Annotated in this window: 15 protein-coding genes; 5 read left to right on the top strand and 10 right to left on the bottom strand. The window is 65.8% G+C overall.

Annotated features, from left to right (window positions below):
• Nucleotides 1-17: 17 nt before the first annotated feature.
• The 4 genes from ACZK45_RS11210 to ACZK45_RS11195 are packed head-to-tail and all read right to left on the bottom strand — an operon-like array spanning nt 18 to nt 5796.
• Nucleotides 18-770, bottom strand: a complete 753-nt coding sequence (locus ACZK45_RS11210) for an SDR family NAD(P)-dependent oxidoreductase (protein ID WP_125893112.1) — start codon at nt 768-770, stop codon at nt 18-20.
• Between the two features lie 60 nt (nt 771-830).
• Entirely contained in the window at nt 831-2135 is a 1305-nt protein-coding gene (locus tag ACZK45_RS11205; RefSeq protein ID WP_049461096.1) for an MFS transporter, read from the bottom strand.
• Nucleotides 2132-4360 (bottom strand): oligoalginate lyase, encoded by a 2229-nt coding sequence (locus tag ACZK45_RS11200; RefSeq protein ID WP_478444639.1) that lies wholly within the window; start codon nt 4358-4360, stop codon nt 2132-2134. Before ACZK45_RS11200 ends, ACZK45_RS11205 begins: the two co-directional genes overlap by 4 nt.
• On the bottom strand, nt 4357-5796 hold the full coding sequence (locus tag ACZK45_RS11195) for a polysaccharide lyase 6 family protein (protein ID WP_478444638.1): 1440 nt from the start codon (nt 5794-5796) through the stop codon (nt 4357-4359). The genes ACZK45_RS11200 and ACZK45_RS11195 overlap by 4 nt, the downstream gene beginning before the upstream one ends.
• Nucleotides 5797-6037: 241 nt before the next feature.
• On the opposite strand from ACZK45_RS11195, the gene ACZK45_RS11190 reads away from it, so the two are divergent.
• The 3 genes from ACZK45_RS11190 to ACZK45_RS11180 all read left to right on the top strand — a co-directional run bounded on the left by ACZK45_RS11190 (nt 6038) and on the right by ACZK45_RS11180 (nt 10445).
• Nucleotides 6038-8929 carry a TonB-dependent receptor gene (locus ACZK45_RS11190; protein ID WP_478444637.1) on the top strand — a complete coding sequence of 964 codons (2892 nt, stop codon included), beginning with the start codon at nt 6038-6040 and terminating at the stop codon, nt 8927-8929.
• Between the two features lie 102 nt (nt 8930-9031).
• Complete coding sequence (locus ACZK45_RS11185) at nt 9032-9775, top strand: FadR/GntR family transcriptional regulator (protein ID WP_032127248.1); 744 nt, start codon at nt 9032-9034, stop codon at nt 9773-9775.
• A gap of 178 nt (nt 9776-9953) precedes the next feature.
• Nucleotides 9954-10445 carry a hypothetical protein gene (locus tag ACZK45_RS11180; protein WP_253143186.1) on the top strand — a complete coding sequence of 164 codons (492 nt, stop codon included), beginning with the start codon at nt 9954-9956 and terminating at the stop codon, nt 10443-10445.
• A gap of 144 nt (nt 10446-10589) precedes the next feature.
• On the opposite strand, the gene ACZK45_RS11175 is transcribed toward ACZK45_RS11180, so the two are convergent.
• Nucleotides 10590-12236: a fatty acid--CoA ligase gene (locus ACZK45_RS11175; protein WP_478444636.1), complete on the bottom strand. Its 1647-nt coding sequence runs from the start codon at nt 12234-12236 to the stop codon at nt 10590-10592.
• Between the two features lie 129 nt (nt 12237-12365).
• Here ACZK45_RS11175 and ACZK45_RS11170 point away from each other — a divergent pair, with 129 nt between their 5' ends.
• Complete coding sequence (locus ACZK45_RS11170; RefSeq protein ID WP_032127250.1) at nt 12366-13040, top strand: response regulator transcription factor; 675 nt, start codon at nt 12366-12368, stop codon at nt 13038-13040.
• 4 nt (nt 13041-13044) lie between these two features.
• Here ACZK45_RS11170 and ACZK45_RS11165 read toward each other — a convergent pair whose 3' ends face one another.
• From ACZK45_RS11165 to ACZK45_RS11150, 4 genes are read right to left on the bottom strand one after another with little or no spacing between them, the layout of a single operon-like run.
• Nucleotides 13045-16374: a hybrid sensor histidine kinase/response regulator gene (locus ACZK45_RS11165; protein WP_478444635.1), complete on the bottom strand. Its 3330-nt coding sequence runs from the start codon at nt 16372-16374 to the stop codon at nt 13045-13047.
• A 36-nt stretch (nt 16375-16410) separates the two neighbouring features.
• The gene (locus ACZK45_RS11160; protein WP_253143184.1) at nt 16411-16887 is read right to left on the bottom strand and encodes a MaoC family dehydratase; all 477 of its coding nucleotides are present in this window, start codon (nt 16885-16887) and stop codon (nt 16411-16413) included.
• Nucleotides 16884-17762 carry an alpha/beta fold hydrolase gene (locus ACZK45_RS11155; RefSeq protein WP_100434676.1) on the bottom strand — a complete coding sequence of 293 codons (879 nt, stop codon included), beginning with the start codon at nt 17760-17762 and terminating at the stop codon, nt 16884-16886. Before ACZK45_RS11155 ends, ACZK45_RS11160 begins: the two co-directional genes overlap by 4 nt.
• A 32-nt stretch (nt 17763-17794) precedes the next feature.
• Nucleotides 17795-19981 (bottom strand): TonB-dependent receptor, encoded by a 2187-nt coding sequence (locus ACZK45_RS11150; protein ID WP_478444634.1) that lies wholly within the window; start codon nt 19979-19981, stop codon nt 17795-17797.
• A gap of 197 nt (nt 19982-20178) precedes the next feature.
• On the opposite strand from ACZK45_RS11150, the gene ACZK45_RS11145 reads away from it, so the two are divergent.
• A complete protein-coding gene (locus ACZK45_RS11145) occupies nt 20179-21183 on the top strand; it encodes an extracellular catalytic domain type 1 short-chain-length polyhydroxyalkanoate depolymerase (protein ID WP_478444633.1) in 1005 nt (334 codons plus the stop codon).
• Nucleotides 21184-21232: 49 nt separating this feature from the next.
• Here the strand turns inward: ACZK45_RS11145 and ACZK45_RS11140 are convergent, their stop codons facing one another.
• Nucleotides 21233-21916, bottom strand: a complete 684-nt coding sequence (locus ACZK45_RS11140) for an AraC family transcriptional regulator (RefSeq protein ID WP_238378259.1) — start codon at nt 21914-21916, stop codon at nt 21233-21235.
• Between the last annotated feature and the right edge of the window lie 184 nt (nt 21917-22100).

Below are 22100 nucleotides of genomic sequence, written 5' to 3'. Positions count from 1 at the left end.
AGGAGTCCGGTCAGGTGTCAGGAGAAGTAGGTGCCGCCGTTGACGTCCAGATTCGTGCCGGTGATGAACGCCGCCGCATCCGAGGCCAGGAATACAGCAGCGTCGGCGGCTTCGTCCGGTGCCCCTTGGCGGCGCAGCGGGGTAGCGCCGGCAACCGCCGTGCGCACTTCCGGCTTGGTGAACTCATCATGGAAGCGGGTGGCGATCATGCCGCAGCACAGTGCATTCACGCGGATGCCCTTCGGCCCCAGCTCCTTGGCCATGGCACGGGTGAAGGTCATCACTGCCGCCTTGGCGGTGGCGTAGATCGATGCCCCCGGGCCGCCGCCATCACGACCTGCCTGCGAGGCGAAGTTGACGATGGCCGCGCCGTCACGCATGTGCGGCACCACCGCGTGCGTGGTCAGGTAGGTCGAGGTCAGATTCAGGTCCATCACGGCGTGGAAGAACGCCGGGTCGATGTCGGCCAGCGGCCGACGCTGCACCATGCCACCGGCCACGTTAACCAGCAGGTCGATACGCTCGCCGAACGCGGCCTGTACCGCAGCGACCAGGCCGGCCACGGCGGCGGCATCGGTGACGTCGGCGCGATGCACGATGGCCTGGCCACCGGCCGCCTGGATCTGTGCCAGCGTTTCCTGGGCACTGGCTTCATCATGGGCGTAGTTGATGCAGACGCGTGCACCGGCGGCAGCCAGTTTGATCGAAACGGCGCGGCCGATATCGCGGCCACCACCGGTGACAATGGCCACCTTGTCCTGGAACGACATGCGGAAAACTCCTTGGTTTGCGGGGGAATGGATGTACTTGGAAAAGAAGGAGACCCAGGCTCAGCCGCCGCGACGGTCGAGCTTCTGGATAGGTCCGGTCCACCACCACAGCGCAGCCAGCGACAGCGGCACCAGCGCGGCAACGAGGATGAAGATCGGGGCGTAGGAATGGCGGGTCAGCACCGGCACCAGCCAGGTGGTGATCAAGGTGCCGGCGACCGCCGCCAGGCCACCCAGGCCTGCCAGCGTGCCCACCGAACGGCCGTCGAACAGGTCGCCGGGCAGGGTCTGGATGTTGCCGATGGCTACCTGGAAGCCGAACAGCACCGCAGCGATCGCCAGCACTGCCAGCAGCGGCTGGTTGGCCAGCACAGCACCCAGCAGGGCAGGGGCCATGATCACGCACCCCAGGGTGATGGCCAGCTTGCGGGCGCGGTCCACGCTGTGTCCGGCGCGGATCATGCGACCCGACAGCCAGCCGCCACTGAGGCTGCCCAGCATCGCGCCGACGAAGGGTACCCAGGCGAAAAGGCCGATCTGCTTGATGTCGAAGCCGAAGGTTTCAGCGAGATAGATCGGCAGCCAGGACACGAACAGCCACCAGATAGGATCCAGCAGGAAGCGGCAGGCGAGCATGCCCCAGCTCTGGCGATGGGCCAGCAGCTCGCGCACGCTGGCTTTGGGCGCCGCCTCTGTCTGCTGCCCGGCCTGGTCTTGCTGGATCAGCCGGCGCTCGGCATCGCTCACCCACGGATGCTTGTCCGGCCCGGCGCGGTAGACAAACAGCCACGGCAGCAGCCACAGGAAGCCGATCGCACCGACCAGCACGAAGGTGCCGCGCCAGCCCAGCCACAGATAGAGGCCGGCGATGGCGGGTGCGGAGACGATCGCGCCGATCGACGCACCCGCGTTGAACACGCCCTGCGCCAACGCGCGTTCGCGCGCAGGGAACCACTCGGCATTGGCCTTGACCGCGCCGGGCCACGCACCCGCTTCGCTGATGCCGAGCATCGCCCTTACCAGGCTGAAGGAGAGCATCGAATGGGTGATCGAGTGCAGCGCGATCGAGATCGACCACACGCTGATCGACAGGGCGAACCCCAGGCGCGTGCCGATCATGTCGAACAGGCGGCCGAACAGGAACTGGCCGGCGGCGTAGAACAGCATGAACACCGTTACCAGCAGGGCATAGTCGTCCTTGGTCGCGCCTACTTCCCTGGCGATTTCCGGCCACATTACCGCCAGTGCATTGCGGTCGATGTAGTTGATGACCGTAGCGACTGCGATCAGGCCCACGATCAACCAGCGCACTGCTGAACGCACCGGCACCTTGCGCAGGTTGGCCACCACGGCAGGGCCGTTCATTTTCCGTCACCCTTGCTGCGGTCCATGCGTGCATGGCTGCCGCTCCAGCGGTAGGCATGGCCGTCCAGGATCACGCTGTGTTCGCCCTTGGCGCTGCTGTCGTCGGCCACGCCGAGGGCGATGCGTGCACCGCTGGCCAGGCGCAGTTCGATCACCTCTGCATCGCTGCCCCGGCTGCGCACGATGTCCTTGATGCGGCTGTCCGCACCGTGCACGTACTCGGCGGTGCCGTTGTACTCGCCATGCGGCTCCAGCACGCTGAAGAACGTGACGTCCTTCTGGCCGTCCACGCGTTGCAGCAGGGCCGGTTCACGGCGCAGGTTGAATTCCGGATCGTTGGCACCGCTTTCCACCAGCAGCGCCTGCGCAGGCGCACTGCTGCCGAAGCGGTAGGTGTAGAAGCGCCCATCCAGCAGCCACGCCAGGGAACGCGGTTCGCTGCCGGGCGAGCTGCGTGCATCCAGCCACAGGTGCTGGTAGCCGTTGTCCTTGCCCAGCACCGGGCGCTGGGTGGGGAAGTGTTCTGCCTCGAAGCCGGTGGTGACGATGTGGCCGTTGAAGTGCAGCGGCAGGTCGTAGCGCGCGGCCTTGTCGCCGTGCACCTGCAGCAGGTCCAGCACCACCGGCAGGCCCAGGTCGGGGTGGCGCAGCAGCGCCTGGGTGCGGGTGAACACCACGCCGGGGTAGGCATCGCGCATGGTCGCCGAGGCAACCTGGGTATCGGCATCGGCCTGGAAGAAGCGCACCTGCGGGGCATGCTCCTCGCCGCGCTTCCAGTCGCCCTTGAAGTGGCTCTGTTCGTCCACCACCAGGGTGTTGTGGGCCACGGTCTGTTTGGCCCAGCTGCGGTTCTCGGCCAGGTAGATGCCACCCCGCTTGGCTTCCACGTTGAGGAAGCGGGCAGCGCCGTAGTCGGTCACCACCGGATTGCCGTTGTCGTAGAACAGCCAGTTGAGTTTGTCGAAGTGGCCATGGCCCATGCCCTGCATCGTGTCCTTCTGCACCAGCGCCTGGCCGCGTTCGCCGTTCATGCGCAGGATCGCCAGGCCACCGCGGTCGCCGTCCGGGCCATCGCGCAGCAGCATCGGACGGTAATCGAAGGGCTTGGCCTTGTTGGCGGCCAGTGCTTGCGCCACCTGTAGTCCCTCGGGGGACAACAGCAGGCGTTTCTGCTGCTGGGCCACCGACAACAGGCGGTCGTCACCGGTGCGCGCATAGGCGATGCTGATACCGGCCACCAGTTCCTCGGTATCGATGCCCTTGTCCAGGATGGCATCGTTGATCGGGAAGAACAGGCCGTCATAGCTGGACTGCACCAGCACATCCACGGCCTTCAGCAGCACGCCGTCGCGGCGCGCGAAGATCCTGCGCTGCGGCTCGTTGCGTTCGATGGCGTTGGCGAACAGCAGGAACGGTGCCAGTGCGTAGCGCTGGTAGTACGGGCCTTCCTCGTAATAGCCATCGGGCGAGAACAGCAGGTCGATCTGGCGAAGGAAGCCGAACTGATCGTTCTTCTGGCTGCCGCGCAACGATTTCTCCACCAGCTCAGGGTCGCGCAGCACGTAGCCGGTCATGCCAGTGGCGGCCACCGCCCAGGTGGCGTGGTTGTGGATCTGGTCGTAGTTCTTCGGCTCGCTGACGAGGAACTCAGCCATCGGCCGGAACACCTTCGATTCGATGGTGTCGCGGTCCTCGGCGGACAGCGCGTCGCGGATCGCGTCGTAGCCCTGGATGGCGTTGACCAGCCACACCGAATCGTTGAGCACCTGCCAGAACACGCGGCCTGGAATCTGTCCGCGGCCTTCGGGGTGCGGGCCCAGGGTGGGGTAGAGCCTGGCGTACTGCAGCAGCATGTCGCGCGCGTAGTCGACATAGACCTTGTCGCCGGTCAGCCGGTACAGGGTGCCGGCCGCCATCAGGGCCTGGTAGTTGCGCTTGTGCTGTTCATGGGTGCGGCCGCCGCCCTTGTCCTTCGGTACCGGCACGTCGATACCGGCCTTCATCATCTTCTTCAGCGATTTTTCCGTGCGCGCCTGTTCCTTGGCGAACCACGGGTAGCGGCCGCCTTCGCTGGCCATCCGCTGCCACTGCGCTGCGGTCACCAGCACCGGCGCGGTGTCGGCCTGCCTCGCTGCGGCAGCGGGGGCTGCGAACAGCGGCGCGGCCGGCAGCAGGGCAAAGGGGGTGGCCAGGGCCAGGGAGACGAACAGCGGCTGCAACCTCATCGATCAACTCCATTGCGGGTGCGTGACAGGGCAACTTCGCCCACCTTGGGATACCAGTCGACGCCGGTCGCCTCGCGCGCGGTCATCGCCAGGGCAGGATCGGCGCCCACGGCGGGCAGGGCGGGCGCGGCCACCCACAATCCGCTGGCAGCCTGCTGCAGGCTGACGCCACGCCCCTCTACGCCGCCCGGGAATACGGTGCTGGCTGCCGGTGACTGCACGTTGCCACTGAAGTCGATGCCGGCCAGCGAACTGGCGGCATTCGGCGGGTTCCTGCTGGTGCGGTTGACGATCAGGTTGGCGCTGAAGCGGCTGTTGCTGGCGGCGACCACGATGCCCTTGGCTTCATCATGGCCGACGCCGAAACTGATCTTCGCCACGTCCACGAAGGTATTGCGGCTGATCGTGGCATTCACTACCGGCGCATAGCCGGACAGCGGCGGATCGGCCTGCGCGTCCATCACCGCCAGCGCGGAACGGTTGCTGGAGCCGGCCAGCCGTTCGAAGTAATTGTTGCTGACGGTCTGGTCGGCATTGATGATGCGCACGCCGCCGGTGCCGGCCTTGTCGTCGCCCAGAAACACGTTGTCGATCACCCGGTTGCCGTTGCCATGGCGTAGCGTGAGCGCGCCGGCCGAACGGTAGAACACGTTGCCGCGGTAGGTATTGCCGCCGGACTTGTTGCTGATGATCTCGGTCTCGCCGTCGCAGCCTTCGAACCAGTTGTTCTCCACCGTACTGTTGGAATCGCTCAACGAAGTGTCGCTGGTGCCGACGCGGAGGGTTTCGCCGCCGTTGACGCCCAGCGCCGGGCGCGGTCCGAACCAGTTGTGGTCGATGCGGTGCTGGTTGTCCAGGCCCTGGGTGGCATCGCGCACCACCACTACCGTGGGCCCGGCGTTGGTCTTGCCGCGCAGCTGGCTGTGATCCAACCGGTTGTTGCTGCCATACAGCGATACCCAGTAGTCCTGGTCGCTGGCATCGGGGTTGGTGTAGTCATCGATCACCAGGCCGGTCACCCGGCTGTGGCGGGCCACCGCCTTGCTGGATTCGCGGAACGCCACCACCGCATCACCCGGCGTATAGCCGTTGCGGAACACCAGGTTGGACACCTGCAGGTAGCTGCCCGCCAGGCGCAGGTCCGAACGTCCGCTGAGGACGACCTTGCCGGCGGTCTGCGCGCGCAACACGATCGGCGTGGCTGCCGTGCCCTGGCCTTTCAGCAGCAACCGCGCGTCGGTCCAGGTGCCGTCAGCCAACACGATCTCATCGCCGGGCTGCAGCGCCGAGGCGGCGGTAGTGAACTCAGCGACATCGTGGACGAGCCAGCTGGCTGCACTTGCCGCTGAAGTGGTCAGGCACATTGCCAGACCAGTGGTCAGGCAAAACAGTGATGGATTGTTGAGCGGATATCGAGCAAGCGGACGAATGCGCATGAAATCCTTCCAGAGACGGCCGGGCCGTCGTTTCAGGGTTGGTCTGCATACCACTTCCCGGTCCGTTGTAAGCCAGCTTTCGCGCAAAGTCATGCTGCATGAGCACATTAAATTGCATTCAACTGGTATGGATCAAAGGCATTTGAACATTCGCATACCAATTGGTTGACATTTTCATGTCGCCGTGCCGAAGCTGCGTCCCACGCCTGGCATGCAGGCGATCCTTTGGGAGGAGGAAACCATGCGGCGACCCGCCGGAGCAGTGCACAGCATCTCGTTGTCCCCCACACCCCTGATCCTGGCGCTGCTTGCCGTGCTGGCGGGCATGCCCGCGGCCCAGGCGCAGTCCAGCAAGGACGCGTCAGGGCAGGATCCCACCACGCTGGACCAGGTGCAGGTCACCGGCATCCGCGAATCAATGCAGAGTTCGATCAACAAGAAGCGCGACGACACGGTCATCGCCGACGTGCTCTCGGCCGATGACATCGGCGACCTGCCGGCACCGTCGCTGGCCGATGCGATCGAGACCTTGACCGGCGCCGCCTCGACCCGCGACAAGACCGGCGCCTCGGAGATCTCCATCCGGGGCCTGGGCGCCTTCCTCAGCAGCACCAACTTCAATGGCCGCGAGATCACCAACGGCAGCGGCGACCGCTCGGTGAACTTCAACATGTTCCCGGCCGAGCTGATCAACACGGTGGCCATCTACAAGACCCAGCGCGCCGACATCATCGAAGGCGGCGTGGCCGGCACCATCGGCCTGGAAACAGTGCGCCCACTGGAGTACGGCAAGCGTGCAGCGCAGCTGGACCTGCGCGGCAGCTGGGCGGAGTACGACAGCAAGTACCGTCACAAGGACGGCATCGGCTATCGCGGCACCGCCAGCTACATCGATCAGTTCGAGTTCGGCAACGGGCAGAAGCTGGGCATCTCGCTGGGCTTCCAGCGCCTGGACGGCACCGATCCGGAAGAGAGCATTACCAGCGGTTCCACCTGGTATGCCTGCGATGGCACGCAGAACGTGGGCAATGCCAACTGCAACGAAGTGTCCGCGCAGGCCATCGCCAACGGCGCGCCGTACTACCTGGTGCCGAGCAGCCGCATCTACCGGCTCAAGCAGGAGCGCAACGACCGGCAGAGCGAGTTCGCCGCGCTGCAGTGGCGGCCAAATGATGTGGTTGAAGTGAACCTCGATTTCGAGCACACCGAGCGCAACTGGTATGAGAACCGCAGCGATCTGAGCCTGTCCAACGCACGACGCGGCATCACCCAGCGCGAGGTTGACGAAGACGGTATCGTGCGCCACCTGCACGGCAGCACCTCGATTGATTCCACCTCCAACCGCTACTGGCGTGGCGAGGAATACACCGGTGGTGGCCTGAACCTGATCCTGCGCCCGACCCCGGCCTGGGAGCTGTCTACCGATCTTTCCTACTCGCACACAAATCGCCTCGACAGCGAGCGCATGACCCGCCTGCGCGCCAACCAGCGCGACGTCAACAATGCCGTCGTGCCCGGTATCAGCAGTGGTGCCACCGGCTACGTGGACTATGACTGGGACTGGCACGGCGAAGTGCCCAGTGTTGCCCTGGCGCCGAACTTCGACCCCAACAACTGGGACGCCTATACGGGGGCGGCGCGGGTGACCTCCAGCGCCACCGAGAATGACCACAGGATCAAGGCCGGCCGCTTCGATGCCAGCTTCATGCCGGAGTCCGGTTTCTTCACCCGCATCAAGGGCGGCGTGCGCGCCAGCCAGGCCGACTACCGCCTGCGCGACAACACCCTGGTAACCGACTACGACCAGCGCGTGGCGGCCGACAAAGCGAAGATCATCGCCGCCAACCAGGCCTGCCGTGCACCCTTCCCGCAGGATGACTTCATGGATGCCGCCAGCGGCAACACGATCTCCTCGTGGGCGTACTTCGATCCGAACTGCCTGTACCAGTCGTTCCGCGGCAGCCTCGACAGCGGGCTGGATCCGGGTTTCCAGGATCCGAACAATGTCGATATCACCGAGAAGACACGCGCGCTCTATCTGATGGGTGAGTTCAGCAGCACCCTGTTCGGCTTGCCGGTGACCGGCAACCTCGGCCTGCGCTGGGTCAAGACCGATGTTCGTTCTGAAGGCGTGCGTACCGGGCTGCGCATCGAGGACAACGGTGACGGGACGATCCGCCTGCAACCCACCGGCGAGTACAGCACGCAGGTGTTCAAGGCGGGCAACGACAAGCTGCTGCCCAGCCTCAACGCGGCCTTCGAGCTGCGCCCGGACGTGTTGCTGCGGGTCGGTGCATATCGCGCAATGTCACGGCCGGACATTGCCGCGCTGGGTGCCGGGCGCACCATCAATGTGAGCAGTGATGCCACCTACGGCAACCTGGCCGACGCGCTGGATGACATCAGCGCCAGCGGCAACCCGGCCGCGCAGCCGCTGATGTCCTGGAACGGCGACCTTTCCCTGGAGTGGTACCCGAACCCGGACACGATGCTGGCCGGCGCGGTGTACTGGAAGCAGTTCAACGGCGGCACCGCCACTGCGCTGGTGCCGGAGACCTACACCATCGACGGCCAGAGCGTGACCGTGCCGGTGCGGCAGCAGGTAACCACCGACGAGAACAGCACGCTGACCGGCTTCGAGCTGACCGCTACCCATCGACTGTCGTACCTGCCCAAGCCGTTCGACGGGCTGGGTTTCAAGCTGAGCTACAACTACGCCGATGCCGACTACCGGACCCAGGACTCGCGACTGGGCGAGCAGCTGGCCAGCGATGGCACGATCATTCCGGCCATCGTGCCACCGGCTGGCCTGAGTGGTTTCTCGCGGCACGTGCTGTCCGGCTCGATCTACTGGGACGTCGGGCGCTTCAACATCCAGGCCATCGGCAAGTTCCGCTCGCACTACTACCAGGACTTCACCGGCAACACCGCGCAGCAGAACCGCTACTACGATGACAACACCAGCGTGGACCTGCGCCTGCGCTACCGGGTGAACAAGCAGTTGTCGCTGTCGCTGGAGCTGATGAACCTGACCAACGAGCCGCGCGTGGCCTACCAGCCGCTTTATGGGAACTTCCGCGAAGTGGTGACCTACGGGCGGCGTGCGTATTTCGGTGTACGATACAAGTTCTGAACAGGGCGGCGCGGCCAGTGGTCGCGCCGTCGCTCCAACCGGACCCTTGCCGGCCGCGGTGGCAGGGCAGGGACCCGGAAGGAATCGCCAAGGGTCAGCCGCATGTCCGCCAACCGCCTTTACCAGACCATCGCTGCCAAGCTCCGCAAGCTGATCGAGGATGGCGAATTTCCGCCGGGCTCGCGGCTGCCGGGCGAGCGTGAGCTGGCCGAACGGTTCGGTGTCAGCCGGGTCACCATCCGCGAAGCCGAGATCGCACTGGAAGCGCAGGGCTGGATCGCCATCCGCATCGGCTCGGGCGTGCATGTGAAACCGCGCCCGACGCAGGCGTCCGGCGGGCTGCCGGATGTCAGCGCCTTCGACCTCACCGCCGCCCGCGCGGTATTCGAGGCCGAGGCCGCCGCTCTGGCTGCCAGCAATCTGGATGATGCCGGCATTGCCGAGCTGCAGGCGTTGGCCGAAGCGCTGTGCCGTCGCGACCTGAGTGACGCGGAAGCCGGCGAGTACGACCGCCGCTTCCACCTGGCCATCGCACGGCTTTCCGGCAACCCGGTGGTGGAATTCTTCGTGCAGCAGATCTGGCGCATGCGCAGCGAACTGCCGCGGGTGACCGAGGTCTATGCCCGGGTCTGCCATGATGATGGCGCCAGCCGTGCGGACGAGCACATGGCGATCTTCGAAGCCCTGCGCGCGCGTGATCCGGTGGCCGCGCGCAATGCGATGCGCCATCACTTCCAGCGCCTGTTCGAAGCCATGCTGCAGGCGACCGAAAGCCAGGCGCTGGAGGAGATCCGCCGCCGTACGCAGCAGGACCGCGAACGGTTCATGGCAACGACGCGGATCTGAGCGCCGCGTTCAACACAATCGGCGCTGCGACCTTCAGCAGGGCAGCTCGCGCTCGAAGCCTGATGGATATGAGAAATGGGCATGACTGCGCCGATGCCCAGCCTGTCCGCAATGCCTACACTGCCCGCGGGTCATAGACGGCCCGTTGAGAAAGCTGCATACACACAAGGAGCAGGGTATGAAGTTCTCGCTGTTGGGCGCGGCGCTGCCATTGGTGCTGGCACTGAGTGGAGTCCCCGGTGGGGGCGTCAATGCAGGACCGATCGCGGGCACCGCGACCGCCACTGTAGTTACGAAGGCCACGTACGCGCCGGATTCGCTGGAAGCCGGCTACATCGTCGATTGGATCAAACGGAATTCGCCCGCCTACGCGCCGGCGTTGCAGACGGGCGAACTGGCCATCTCGCACAGCTATCAGTCTGCTGGCAGCCTGAAGCCGGCCGGTGCGGCGGGCCCGCCTGTTCCATTGCCTGCACGCGGTGTGGAGGGCGAGGTCATCTCGATCTCCAATACCTTGCCGAGCGGTGCTTCCGAGTCGTGGACATACCGGTGGTCGAGTGGGGCGTGGAAGCTGATCAAGTACAGCTTTGATGCATGCCAGGGCCCCGCCGCCATTGGTGCGAAGGGATCCGGCACGGAGATCGCTGCGAAGGGACCTTGCATCGACTGAGGGTGACCGGTCCTGGCAGAACTGAACCAGGTCTGCTGCAGAGCAGTGGTGCCCCGGGAGATCATCGTCCCGGGGCGCCGCTCCATACCTTGGCGTGCCCTGCATCGTGTCCTTCGAGCATTGACCTCGGCGATCGGGCGGGGATCACTTACGGCCCGAGCCAGTCGCTGGGTCATGCAACCCACGCAGCTTCTTCTTGTTGATCTTGCCCACGCTGGTCCGCTCGATCGATTCCACGAAACTGACCCGTTCCGGAATCGCATACCGTGAGATGTCCCCTGAGCGGCTTCGCGCAGCGACCAGTTCGATGATCTCCGCTTCGGTCACCTCACTGCCAGGCTGCCTGACCACCAGCGGCAACGGCCGCTCGCCCCATTTCGTGTCGGCGATGCCGATCACCGCGACTTCGCTGACCGCCGGATGCAGGGCGATGATGTCCTCCAGGGCGAGCGAGGAGATCCACTCACCGCCGGTCTTGATCACATCCTTGATCCGGTCGGTCACCCTCAGGTAGCCGCTTTCATCGATGTTGCCGATATCCCCGGTATGCAGATAGCCTCCTGCCCACAGTGCTGCAGATGCATCCGGGTTGTGCAGGTAGCCCTGGGTGAGCCAGGGTGCGCGCACGACGACCTCTCCGGTGGCGATGCCGTCGTGGGCGACATCCTTCATGTCCGGATCGACGATGCGCAGGTCCACCAGCGGTACCGGTATGCCGGCCTTGGTGCGCAGCGACAGCACCTCATCGGCATCGGTCATGCTGTCCACGTCGATCTGGGCGATGGTGAGCAGAGGGCAGGTCTCGGACATGCCATAGCCGCCGAAGATGTCGATGCCCCGCGCCAGCGCACGCTGCGCCAGCGCACGCGGCAGGGCCGCACCGCCGATGATCACCTTCCAGCCCTCCAGGTCGGTCTGCGCCGCGTCCGGATGCTCCAGCAGCATGTGCAGGATGGTTGGCACGCAGTGCGAGAAGGTCACCTTCTCACGGGCGATCAATGCCAGCAGCGTCGCAGGCAGGTAGCGCCCCGGATAGACCTGCCTGATGCCCATCGCCGTAGCCACGTAGGGCAGGCCCCACGCGTGCACATGGAACATCGGGGTGATGGGCATGTAGACATCGTCACGATGCAGGCGGCCTTGACTGGGTGCACCGCCAAGCGCGGCCATCGCCGCCAGCGAATGCAACACCAGCTGCCGGTGGCTGAAATACACGCCCTTGGGCAGCCCGGTGGTTCCGGTGGTGTAGAACACCGTGGCACGGGCGTTCTCGTCGAAGTCCGGGAAGCGGACGATCGGCGTGGCATCGCGCAACCCCGCTTCGTACTCGGTGGCGAAGCCTGGCGGCAGCGGACCGCCTGCATCGTCCAGCAGGATGCGCGTGCGCAGGCCCGGCAGCTGCTCGTCGATGGCGTCCAGCAGCGGCAGGAACTCGCGGTTGGCCAGGATCACCCGCGCCCCGCTGTGGTTCAGCGTGTAGGCGATCTGCTCTGGGGCCAGGCGCACGTTCACCATCATCAGCACCGCACCGATCATCGGCACAGCGAAGTAGGCCTCCAGGTAGCGGTTGCTGTCCCAGTCCATCACCGCCACCGTGTCGTCGTGGCCGACTCCCAGCGAGGTCAACAGGCCGGCCAGCTGGCCGATGCGCGCCTGCAGGGTGCGGTAGTCGAATCGGACCTGGTCGCCGTAGACGATCTCCTGTTCAGGGCTCACCGCCAGCGGCATCAGCAGCAGCTGCTTGATCAGCAGTGGATAGGCATTGGCATCGGGAGTGGGGGCGGATGACATGGCATTTCCTCGTGGGCGGCGTTGCGGTCGCCGGCCTTCTCCGCACCACACTAGCAAGCCCTTCCTGCTGCACCAGCGTACCTAGGTACCTGTTCCTGCGCGCACCCGATTTGATAATCTCGCCAGGACATGCCCACCCTGCTCATCGCCGACGATCACCCTTTGTTCCGCGCGGCACTGCATCGCGCGGCGGAAGAGGCGGTCGCCGATCTGCAGATCAGCGAAGCTGATTCGCTGGACAGCGTGCTGGAGGTGATCGAGAACCAGTCGATCGATCTGATGCTGCTGGACCTGCACATGCCGGGCAACCACGGACTGGCCGGGCTGGCCACGATCCGTGCGTTGCAGCCGGGCCTGGCGATCATCATCGTCTCCGCCAACGAGGAGCCGCAGGTCATCCGGCGTGCCATCGACCTTGGCGCCGCGGGCTATCTGCCCAAGAGCTCGGGTTTGAACGAGCTGCAGTCCGCGCTGCAGTCCGTGCTGGAGGGCGAGCGCTGGATCCCGGCGCTGCTGCGCGAACCGGTGGCCCGGGTGGCGACGTTCAGCAGGGATGCCGACCTGGCCGCGCGCCTGGCCAGCCTGTCGGCACATCAGTACAAGGTACTGGGGCTGGTGGCCGAGGGCCTGCTCAACAAGCAGATTGCCGACCGGCTGGGCGTACAGCTGCGCACGGTCAAGGCGCACATGACACGCATCATGGAGCGGCTGGGCGTGCGCAACCGCGCGCAGGCCATCCGCGTGCTGCACGAAATGGGATTGGCCGATCCGTCCCGGCAGATCGAAGAACTGCCTGAGCCCTGACCGGTCAGGGCGTGGTACTGGCCGCCAGCAGGTGGTTGATCGCCCAGCGCAGCGCCAACGGTTTGAACGGCTTGTTGAGCAGGGACAGCCCAACGCCGCGCACCGCCTCGCGCGTATCGCTGCCGGCATCCGCACTGAGGATCACCGTCGGACGCGGCCCATGCATGCCTACCAGCCGCTTCCACAGCGCAACACCGGTATCGCCATCATCCAGGTGATAGTCGAACAACCACAGCGCCGCCTCGTGCGCTGACGGTCCGATGTCATCGGCTTGGCCTGCCGCGATGACATCGCAACCCCAGGAAAGCAGCAGCTGCCGCATCGCCTCCAATGCGTCCGGGTCGTTGTCGACCACCAGCACGCGGACTCCCTTAAGCGCGCTGCTGGCGGCTGCCGGCGGCGAGCTGCGCGGGGTCGCAGGGGGTGCTGCGCGTTGCACGCTGATCGAGAAGGCCGAGCCGTGCTCGGGCACGCTGCGCAGGTGCAAGGGTGCGTGCAGCAGGTCGGCGATGCGGTGTGCGATGGTCAAGCCCAGGCCCAGTCCCTGGCCGTTGCTGCGATCGACCCGGTGGAATTCCTCGAACACCACCGCCTGCTGCTCCGGAGCAATGCCGGGGCCGGTGTCATGCACACCGATCAGCAGTGCCTGTCCCTGGCGGCGCACACCGAGCAACACACCGCCATGGCGGGTGTAACGAATGGCATTGGCCAGGAAGTTCTGCAGCACCCGGCGCAGCAGCAGGGGGTCGCTATGGACCCAGGCCTGGCTCCGCACATGGCGGAACTGCAGGCCGCGCGCCGCCGCCAGTACCGCGAACTCCTGCGCGAGCGGATCCAGGACGGTCGACAGCGCGAAGGGGCGCGGATCGGCGACCAGTCCACCCGCCTCAAGCCGGGAGATATCCAGCAGCCCGGACAGCAGGTCGTCGGTGGAGTCCAGCGCACCACGGATCTGGCGCAGGAAACTGTCGAGGAACTCCGATTCGATGTGCTGCGACATCGCATCGGTCAGCAGCTGCGCCGCATGCAGTGGCTGGATCAGGTCGTGGCCGACCGCCGTCAGGAAGCGTGTCTTGGCAACGTTCGCGCGCTCGGCTTCGTGCACTGCCTGTTCCAGCCGTGCGGTGCGGTCCTGTACGCGGCGCTCCAGGGTTTCATTGCTGCGCTTGAGCGCTTCCTCGGCGCGGCGGAAGGCGGTGACGTCGGTGAAGGTGGCCACGTAGCCACCGCCGGGCATTGGATTGCCACGGATCTCGACGATGGTGTTGTCGGGGAAGATCCGTTCGGACAGATGCGGCGTGCCACGCCGCATGTGTGCGGCGCGACGCTGCAGGGCCTTGTCGCGAGAGTCACCAGGGCCGTCGCCGATCTTCAGTTCGGCCAGCGCCCACGCTGTCAGATTGACCACCGGCTGCCCGACCTGCAGCAACTCGGGCGGAAACTTGAACAACGCGGCGTAGCGGCTGTTCCAGGCTACCAGCTGCAGCTGCGCGTCGACCACGCTGATGCCCTGGCTCATGTTTTCCAGCGCCGCTTCCAGCAGGCGCTGGTTGAAGCGCAGCGCCTGGGTGGCTTCGCCTACAGCACGGGTTACCGCATCCAAGGGCGCGGCACCGCCATCGCGAGCGGCCTCCACCAGCAGGCGCGCCATTCCCGCGCCGACCACGGCGCTCAGTTCGCGTTCGATGGTGATGACCCGGTCGTCGTCCAGCAGCTGCCCGGCATGCCCATCCATCAGTTGCCGGGCCCGCTCCTGGCCGAGGAAGCGTCCGGCCGTCCTGCGCAGCGAGGCTGCTGCCACCGCATCCCGTCGTCGCGGCAACGAGGGACGCACCGCGCGCGACACCAGCGCAACCGTCAGCAGGTTGACCGCCAGACTGGCGCCCATGCTGATGGCGATATGGCCCGATTGCAGGCGCAGCGAGACCACGGACAGCCAGTGCAGGTCATCGGGGCCCGAGGCTGGGGGCGTGGCAGGGATCACCATCGGCAGCAGCACCAGCCACAGCCAGGCCAACGACCCCAGCACGATGCCGGCGATGATGGCCGGAGAGGGCGTGCGCGGGCGATACACCGCCAGCAGGACCGCCGGCGCCAGCTGCGAGAGGGCGGTGAAGGACATCAGGCCGAAATCGCTGAGTGCCTCGGTGTCGCTCATCGCCCGGCTGTACAGCCACGACATCAGGAACACGGCGAGGATGCCGGCACGGCGGAAGGCCAGCACGCGTGGACGCAGGTCGGCCGCCGCGGCACCGCCGGCTATGCCGTCCAGCAACCGTGAGCCGAAGCCATGGTTGCCGAGCATGATCGACAGGGTCAGCCCCGAAAGGATCATCATGCCGGTGGCGGCGCTCAGGCTGCCCAGATAGGCCAGCAAGGCCAGCAGGTGGTGGCCACCGGCCTGCGGCAGCGCCAGCACGTATAGGTCAGGCGACACCGATGCGGGCAGCTGCGCGGCACCGGCCAGCGCCATCGGCACCGACGGCAGCCCGATCAGCAGCAGGTAGACCGGGAACAACCAGCGTGCCGTCCTCAGGTCCGAGGTCTGGCGCAGCTCGACCACGCCGACATGGAACTGGTGCGGCAGGGTGAACGCGGAGATCGCGCCCAGCGCGACCATGGTCAGATAGTCCGGCATGATGGCCGGTGGCGGCAGCTGCGCCATCTTTTCCAGCAGCGGCGTGCCCGCCTGGCGCACCGACAGCGCCGCATAGAGGCCAATGGCGAGCAGCGCCACCAGCTTCAAGACCGACTCCAGCCCCAGGGCGACCACGATGCCACGATTGGGCTCGGTGGCCGATGCCTTGCGTGCACCGAACAGCAGGGTGAACGCGGCCATTGTCAGGGCGAACCAGAACGACATGTCCAGCTGCGCGGCAGCAGGCGCGAAACGATCGCCCAGCAGCGCGCCCAGGCCCTGACTGACAGCCTTCAACTGCAGGGCGATGTAGGGAATGATGCCGAACAGTGCCACCAGGGTGATGGTGAAACCGAGGCCGCGATCGGCACGCAGTCGTGCGACGACCAGATCAGCGATGGTGGCACTGTTGTGCTGCTTGGCCAGCCGCCCCAGGCGGAGCAGGAACGGCAGGCCGAAGGCAAAGATCAACGCCATGCCGGCCAGGGTGGGTGGAATGGGGAAGCCCCATTGCAGTCCCTGCGAGGCCGCGCCGTAGTAGGTCCACGCGGTGCAGTGCACGGCCAGCGACAGCGCGTAGATGAGCGGCCATGCCTTCGAAAGCCGGTGCCCCCGGCGCTCACCCCACAGCGCCACGCCAAACAGCAGTGCGGTCCATGCAATGCAGGCGAAGAGGACGATGGAGGGCGTCAACATCGCTCCAGTGTAGGGAGAGAACCGGGCAGGGTGGTGCTAGGGGACGGCCACGATCAGTGACAGCTGCTCAGCGACCAGTGCCAGCTCACCATCGGCAACCCGCTCGACGGCCTTGCGCTGGGTCAGCAGCCACTGGCCCGGCTGGCGCGCGTCCAGCGACAGCAGCTGCGAGCGTACCCGTACCCCGGACCCGCTGGGTACCGGCGCCAGGAAGCGGACCTTGTTGAGGCCGTAGTTGAGCACATGGGCGATACCGGGGAAGCCGGTGAGGGCGGCCACATCGTCCTCCACAGTGAGCGAGAGCAGCAGGAAGCCGTGCGCGATGGTCTGCCCGCCCGGCAGCTGCGTCTGCGCGCGGTCTGGATCGACGTGGATCCAGTTGTGGTCGCCGGTGGCGTCGGCAAAGGCATCGATGCGCGCCTGGTCCACGTGGGTCACGCCACTCACCCGCTCGCTGGCCGCCCACTGCTGCAACGCCTGCAGCGCGGGAGGCAGGTTGCTGTCTGCACTCACGCCACACGCTCCAGCAAGGTCAGGATCGCGTCACGTGCCTCTGGCTCGGACAGCATCGGAGCGTGTCCCACATCCGGCACTTCCACCAGGCGGGCACTTTCCGAGGTGGCCGCCATCTGCCGCGCGACATCGGCCGGCAGGATGTCGGACAGCGCACCGCGCACCACCAGTACCGGCACCCGTGCGGTCAGCCCACGAACCGCACGCCACAGCACCGGCCGCAGCAACCACAGCAGCCACGGACGTGTCGTTCGGATCACGGCCGGATCGTAATCCAGCTCCAGCAGTCCATCGCTGCGCGGGCGGAAGGTGCGCACCGCCATCTGCCGCCAGTCGTCGGTACTGAAGCGAGGGAACGCGGCCTTGCCGATGGATTCCACGTAAGCGGTGGCCTGCACCAGGTCCATCGGCGGCACCGGCTTGCCGGCGTACTTGCCGATCCGTGCCAGCGCCTCACGCGGCACCTTGGGGCCGGCATCGTTGAGCACCGCGGCCGCGATCCGCTCGGGCGCGCGCGAGGCAAGGGTGATGGTCACCAGCACGCCCAGCGAGGTGCCGACGAATACCGCCTTGGCGATGTTCTGCGAGCGCAGCAGCGCAACCATGTCATCCGCATAGGCACGCGGGTTGTAGCTGGACGGGTCATATGCGCGTTCCGACCCTGCGCGACCGCGCAGGTCGACCGCGATCACGCGCCAGCCCTCGGCGGTGAGCACATCGGCAAGCGCATCGAAATCGGCGCCATTGCGGGTCAGCCCGGGAATGCAGACCACCGTGCCACGCGCTGCCTGCCCCGCATCGGGTGCATGGTCGCGCGCGTGCAGGCGCAACCCATCATTGCTGTTCCAGTACAGGTCGTCGTAAGACTGCGTCATGCAGAAGCTTCCTGGAGATCGTAACGGATGCGCTAGAAATCGTAACGGACGCTGAGGCTATATTGGCGTGGCGGACCATAGAAGCCAATCAGCGTGCCGACCGCCGGGATGTTGTAGCCGGTGGTGCGGTATTCCTTGTCGGCCAGGTTGGTGCCCTGCAGCGAGAAGGTCCACGCATCATCCAGGCGCCAGATGACGCCGGCATTGACCAGCCCGTAACCCTGCTGGCGGATCACCGGGCTCAGGTCGGTGGTCGGCCACACCTCGCTCTGGTAGCTGTAGCTCACCCGTGCCGACAGGTTGCTGCCATTGGCCAGCTCGGTACGGTACTCCACGTTGAATGCACCTGAGAATTCCGGTGCATTGGTGAACTTCATCTGCCTGGCCACGTTGACGCCACGATCCATGTACTCGTCGTACTTGGTATCCAGCCACGCCAGGTTGCCAGAAATCAGCCAGTGCTGGCTGGGCAGGTACTGGTACTCGACCTCCAGGCCCTTGACGGTACCCGCGCCGGCATTGGTGAAATCGCCGAAGAAGGAATCGTCGATGCCATCACCATTGGTATCCAGGCCGGTGAAGACCGATAGCTGGATGTCCTTGTACTTGTTGTAGAAGGCCGACAGATTGAGGAACAGGCGCTGGTCGAGGAAGGCCATCTTGCTGCCGACCTCGTAGCTGTCCACGGTCTCGTCATCGAACGGTTCGGCCGAGCGCGGCACGGCCACAGCGTTGGCGCGGATGTTGTAGCCACCGGACTTGAAGCCACGCGTGGCCAGGCCGTAGACCATGATGTCCGGAGTGATCTGGTAGTCCAGCGAGACCTTGGGCGAGACGTTCTTGAAGTTGGTCTTCTTGTCGAAGTCCGCGGTCACCGCCACCGGCCGGCTGAAACCCGGGTCGGCGTACAGGCGGTTCAGCACGATCGCGCGCTTGTCCTCGTCGGTGTAACGGGCGCCTACATCCAGCTTGAGTTTGCTGGTCAGGTCGAAGGTCCAGTCCGCGTACAGCGCGATGCTGTCGGTCAACACCTTGCCCTGGTTGTCGGCGAACTGCGCACTGAAGTAGTTGTTCTGGATCTGGCCGCCCGCCTCGCCACTGAACTGGTACAGGCCGACGACACCGCGCACCCGGCCGCCGGCATCGTAGTTCAATTGCACTTCGTTGCTGACCTGGTCGTCGTGATAGGTGCCACCCACGTCGGCCAGCTTGACCGGCGCGGTATCGAAGTCGATGTTGGCCTCGCTGTCCGATTCACGCTTGGCGACCACGTACTTCAGCGCAATGTCCTCGTTCGGCCGCCAGTTCACCGTAGCCGAGGCACCCTTGCTCTCCACGTTGTTGAGGTTGCGCATGCCCGAGCGGATGTCATAGCGGCTGTCCATCGGCGGGTATGCGCGCAGGAACGGATTGGGCGCCAGCATCTTCGAACCGCGCATGCCGGACTGGTCATCGATCCAGTCCAGTGCGAACTGCACGTCGAAGTCATCGCCCGCGTACGCGCCGACGTTCAGTCGGGCGGCATTGATCTGCTTGTCGCTGACCGGCTGGCCGTTGAAGGTGTTCTCGCCAAACCCGTCGTGGTTCATGCTGGCCACCGCCACGCGGGCGCGCAGGCCACTGTCGGCGCCGCCAATCGGGCCGCCGATGGCCGCCTTCGCATCCAGCTGGCTGTAGTTGCCCACGGTGATCTGGGCGAAGCCCTCGGTCTGGGTGGGCAGGCCGCGCGAGATGTACTTGATCGCGCCGCCGATGGTGTTCTTGCCGTAGAGCGTGCCCTGCGGGCCGCGCAGTACCTCGATGCGCGAGACATCGAACACATCCAGCAGCGCACCCTGCGGACGTGCGATGTAGACGTCATCCAGGTAGATGCCGACGCCCGGGTCCGCGCCCCAGGTGGGGTCGGACTGGCCGATGCCACGGATGTAGGCAGTGACCGTGCTGCTGGCGCCGCGCGCCGCGTAGATGGTCAGGTTGGGCACCTGCGCATCGAGGTCGCTGATGTCCTGGACATTCATCCTGTCCAGCGCCTCGGAGGTAAATGCGGTGACGGCAACCGGCACCTCCTGCAGGGTTTCCTCACGCTTGCGCGCGGTGACCTTGATGCTGTCCAGGTTGGTCGGCGAAGCGGATCTGCCTGCCGTCGGTGATTCCTGTGCCAGTACCGGCCCCGTGGCCAGCAGCGCGCCGATCATGAGACTCAAACAATTCCGTTTCATTCGGTCCTCCCCCAGGCATGAGCGTGCGGATGGCCCATTGCCACCCCTGCAGCCAAGGCTAGCGGTGTCATCGGCCAGCAGCGAGTGGACCTAGGTCCAGTCGGCAGCGGCCCGTGGATGCGGATACTGGGCGCGCCCCCAGCCGGAAGCGGTCCCCGGTACTCCTTCATCCACGACTCACGCACGAGGATCTGGTCATGAAATCCGGAATCGATTCGATCAAGGCGGTACTGCTGGTGTTGTGCAGCTGGCTGGCGATGGCGGGCAGCGCGGTTGCCGCTGGCCCGGCCGGGCATTGGGATATTGGCCTGTACGGCAATCTGTTCGGCGCCCGCGAGTACCAGGTATGGGTGCCGGCCGGCTATAACGACAGCCAGCCGCTGCCGCTGCTGCTGGTGCTGCATGGCTGTGTGACCGGGCCGAACCTGATGGGCGAGGCATCAGGCTTCAATGATGTGGCCGACACGGAGGGGTTCATCGTGGTCTACCCCCGGCAGAACGTCACCTCCAATCCGGCCCGCTGCTGGAACTGGCAGCTGCCGATCAACCAGGCCCGCGACAGCGGCGAAGCATCGATCCTGGCCGGCATCGTGGACAAGGTGAAAGCGAGCTACAGCGTGGATCCGCACCGGGTGTATGTCACCGGCATTTCCGCAGGCGGTGCGATGACTTCGATCATGCTGGCCTGCTACTCGGATGTGTTCGCCGCCGGCGCCATCCATTCCGGCGGCATGTTCAAGGGTGCGACCACGATTTCCGGTAGCGCCTATGCGTTGCTGGCCGGCAGCATCTATTCGCCGGACAGCAATGGCCGGCTGGCCTGGCAGTGTTCGGGCTCGCCGTCACCGCGTCCGATCCCGGTACTGGTGTTCCATGGCAGCGCCGATCTCACCGTCAATCCGGTGAACGGGCAGCAGGCCGTGCGCCAGTTCCTGCAGACCAATGACCTGGCCGACGATGGCCTGGACAACGATTCGGTGAAGTACCTGCCGACCAGCACCTACCAGGGGCAGGTGCCGGGTGGGCGCGCTTACACCGTGGACACCTATGCCTATGGTGGCAGGACGCTGGTGCAGCACTACGTGGTGCAGGGCATGGGGCATGCCTGGAGCGGCAGCCAGTCCGGCCTGCCGTTCACCGACCCGAAGGGACCGGATGCCACGCTGATCACCTGGTTGTTCCTGAAGGACTACCAGCGCTGAGGGGAAGGACAATCCTTGCCGGTGCGGGAGCCACGCGCTCCCGCATCCGTCAACGTGGCTCCTGCGGCCGCTGATCGTCGGCGTCCGATGCCCGCTGCCGAGTGCCTCGTTCCGCGAGGAAGCGCTTGGGTGGTGCACCCACGGTCTTGCGGAACATGGTCACGAACGCTCCGGCACTGTCGTATCCCAGGTGGTCCGCAACGGCCTGTACTGTCCTGCCTTTGGCCAGCAGCGGCAGCGCGACCACCACATGCAGCTGCCTGCGCCAGCGCCTTACGCTTAAACCGGTTTCTCCAGAGAACAGGCGTGACATGTTGCGCTCGCTCATTCCAATCCGGCTCGCCCAGACTTCAAGCGTTGCCCGTTCGGCTGGCGTGTCCAGCATTGCGTTGGCAAGCCGGCGCAACCTTGCATCGGATGGCATGGGCAGATGGAGCCACTCCGGTGGCGCGGCGATCAGCTCATCCAGGAACACGGCCATCAGGCGGTCCTGCGCGCTGCCGGGCTCGTAGTGCCCGGGAAGGGCGGACGCCCGCTCCAGCAGGGCCTGCATGAACGGGGTGATCGCCATTGCAGCGCAGTGCGTCGGCAGCCCCGGCACGACACCGGGTTCCACGAACACCACGAACCCGTGCGGCCGCCCACTGCTGCTGGCCCGATGGGACAGGCCACCGGGAATCCAGATCGCACCCTGTGGGGGAACCACCCACAGGCCGGCTGCGGTCTCCAGCATGATCAAGCCGCGCGTGGCAACCAGCAGCTGTGCCTTCCGGTGCGCATGGAAGGGCATCTGCCAGGCATCTGGAATGGGGTCCAGCCCAAGCACCATCACCGGAAGATCGACACGGTCCGGATAGTCGGGCCCAACCTCGCTCAGCCCCGCAATCGAAATCTCCACGCCGGACCTACGACCCAGA

The organism is Stenotrophomonas sp. 63632_Sma (genome assembly GCF_056482875.1).
Note: the sequence above shows the minus strand (reverse complement) of the source record. Positions and strands in the feature narration are given on the sequence as shown.

What these genes read in the sequence shown, in the direction of transcription:
- ACZK45_RS11210 (WP_125893112.1), bottom strand. Translation starts at nt 770, where the DNA reads ATGTCGTTCCAGGACAAGGTGGCCATTGTCACCGGTGGTGGCCGCGAT.
- ACZK45_RS11205 (WP_049461096.1), bottom strand. Translation starts at nt 2,135, where the DNA reads ATGAACGGCCCTGCCGTGGTGGCCAACCTGCGCAAGGTGCCGGTGCGT.
- ACZK45_RS11200 (WP_478444639.1), bottom strand. Translation starts at nt 4,360, where the DNA reads ATGAGGTTGCAGCCGCTGTTCGTCTCCCTGGCCCTGGCCACCCCCTTT.
- ACZK45_RS11195 (WP_478444638.1), bottom strand. Translation starts at nt 5,796, where the DNA reads ATGCGCATTCGTCCGCTTGCTCGATATCCGCTCAACAATCCATCACTG.
- ACZK45_RS11190 (WP_478444637.1), top strand. Translation starts at nt 6,038, where the DNA reads ATGCGGCGACCCGCCGGAGCAGTGCACAGCATCTCGTTGTCCCCCACA.
- ACZK45_RS11185 (WP_032127248.1), top strand. Translation starts at nt 9,032, where the DNA reads ATGTCCGCCAACCGCCTTTACCAGACCATCGCTGCCAAGCTCCGCAAG.
- ACZK45_RS11180 (WP_253143186.1), top strand. Translation starts at nt 9,954, where the DNA reads ATGAAGTTCTCGCTGTTGGGCGCGGCGCTGCCATTGGTGCTGGCACTG.
- ACZK45_RS11175 (WP_478444636.1), bottom strand. Translation starts at nt 12,236, where the DNA reads ATGTCATCCGCCCCCACTCCCGATGCCAATGCCTATCCACTGCTGATC.
- ACZK45_RS11170 (WP_032127250.1), top strand. Translation starts at nt 12,366, where the DNA reads ATGCCCACCCTGCTCATCGCCGACGATCACCCTTTGTTCCGCGCGGCA.
- ACZK45_RS11165 (WP_478444635.1), bottom strand. Translation starts at nt 16,374, where the DNA reads ATGTTGACGCCCTCCATCGTCCTCTTCGCCTGCATTGCATGGACCGCA.
- ACZK45_RS11155 (WP_100434676.1), bottom strand. Translation starts at nt 17,762, where the DNA reads ATGACGCAGTCTTACGACGACCTGTACTGGAACAGCAATGATGGGTTG.
- ACZK45_RS11150 (WP_478444634.1), bottom strand. Translation starts at nt 19,981, where the DNA reads ATGAAACGGAATTGTTTGAGTCTCATGATCGGCGCGCTGCTGGCCACG.
- ACZK45_RS11145 (WP_478444633.1), top strand. Translation starts at nt 20,179, where the DNA reads ATGAAATCCGGAATCGATTCGATCAAGGCGGTACTGCTGGTGTTGTGC.
- ACZK45_RS11140 (WP_238378259.1), bottom strand. Translation starts at nt 21,916, where the DNA reads ATGCTGGAGACCGCAGCCGGCCTGTGGGTGGTTCCCCCACAGGGTGCG.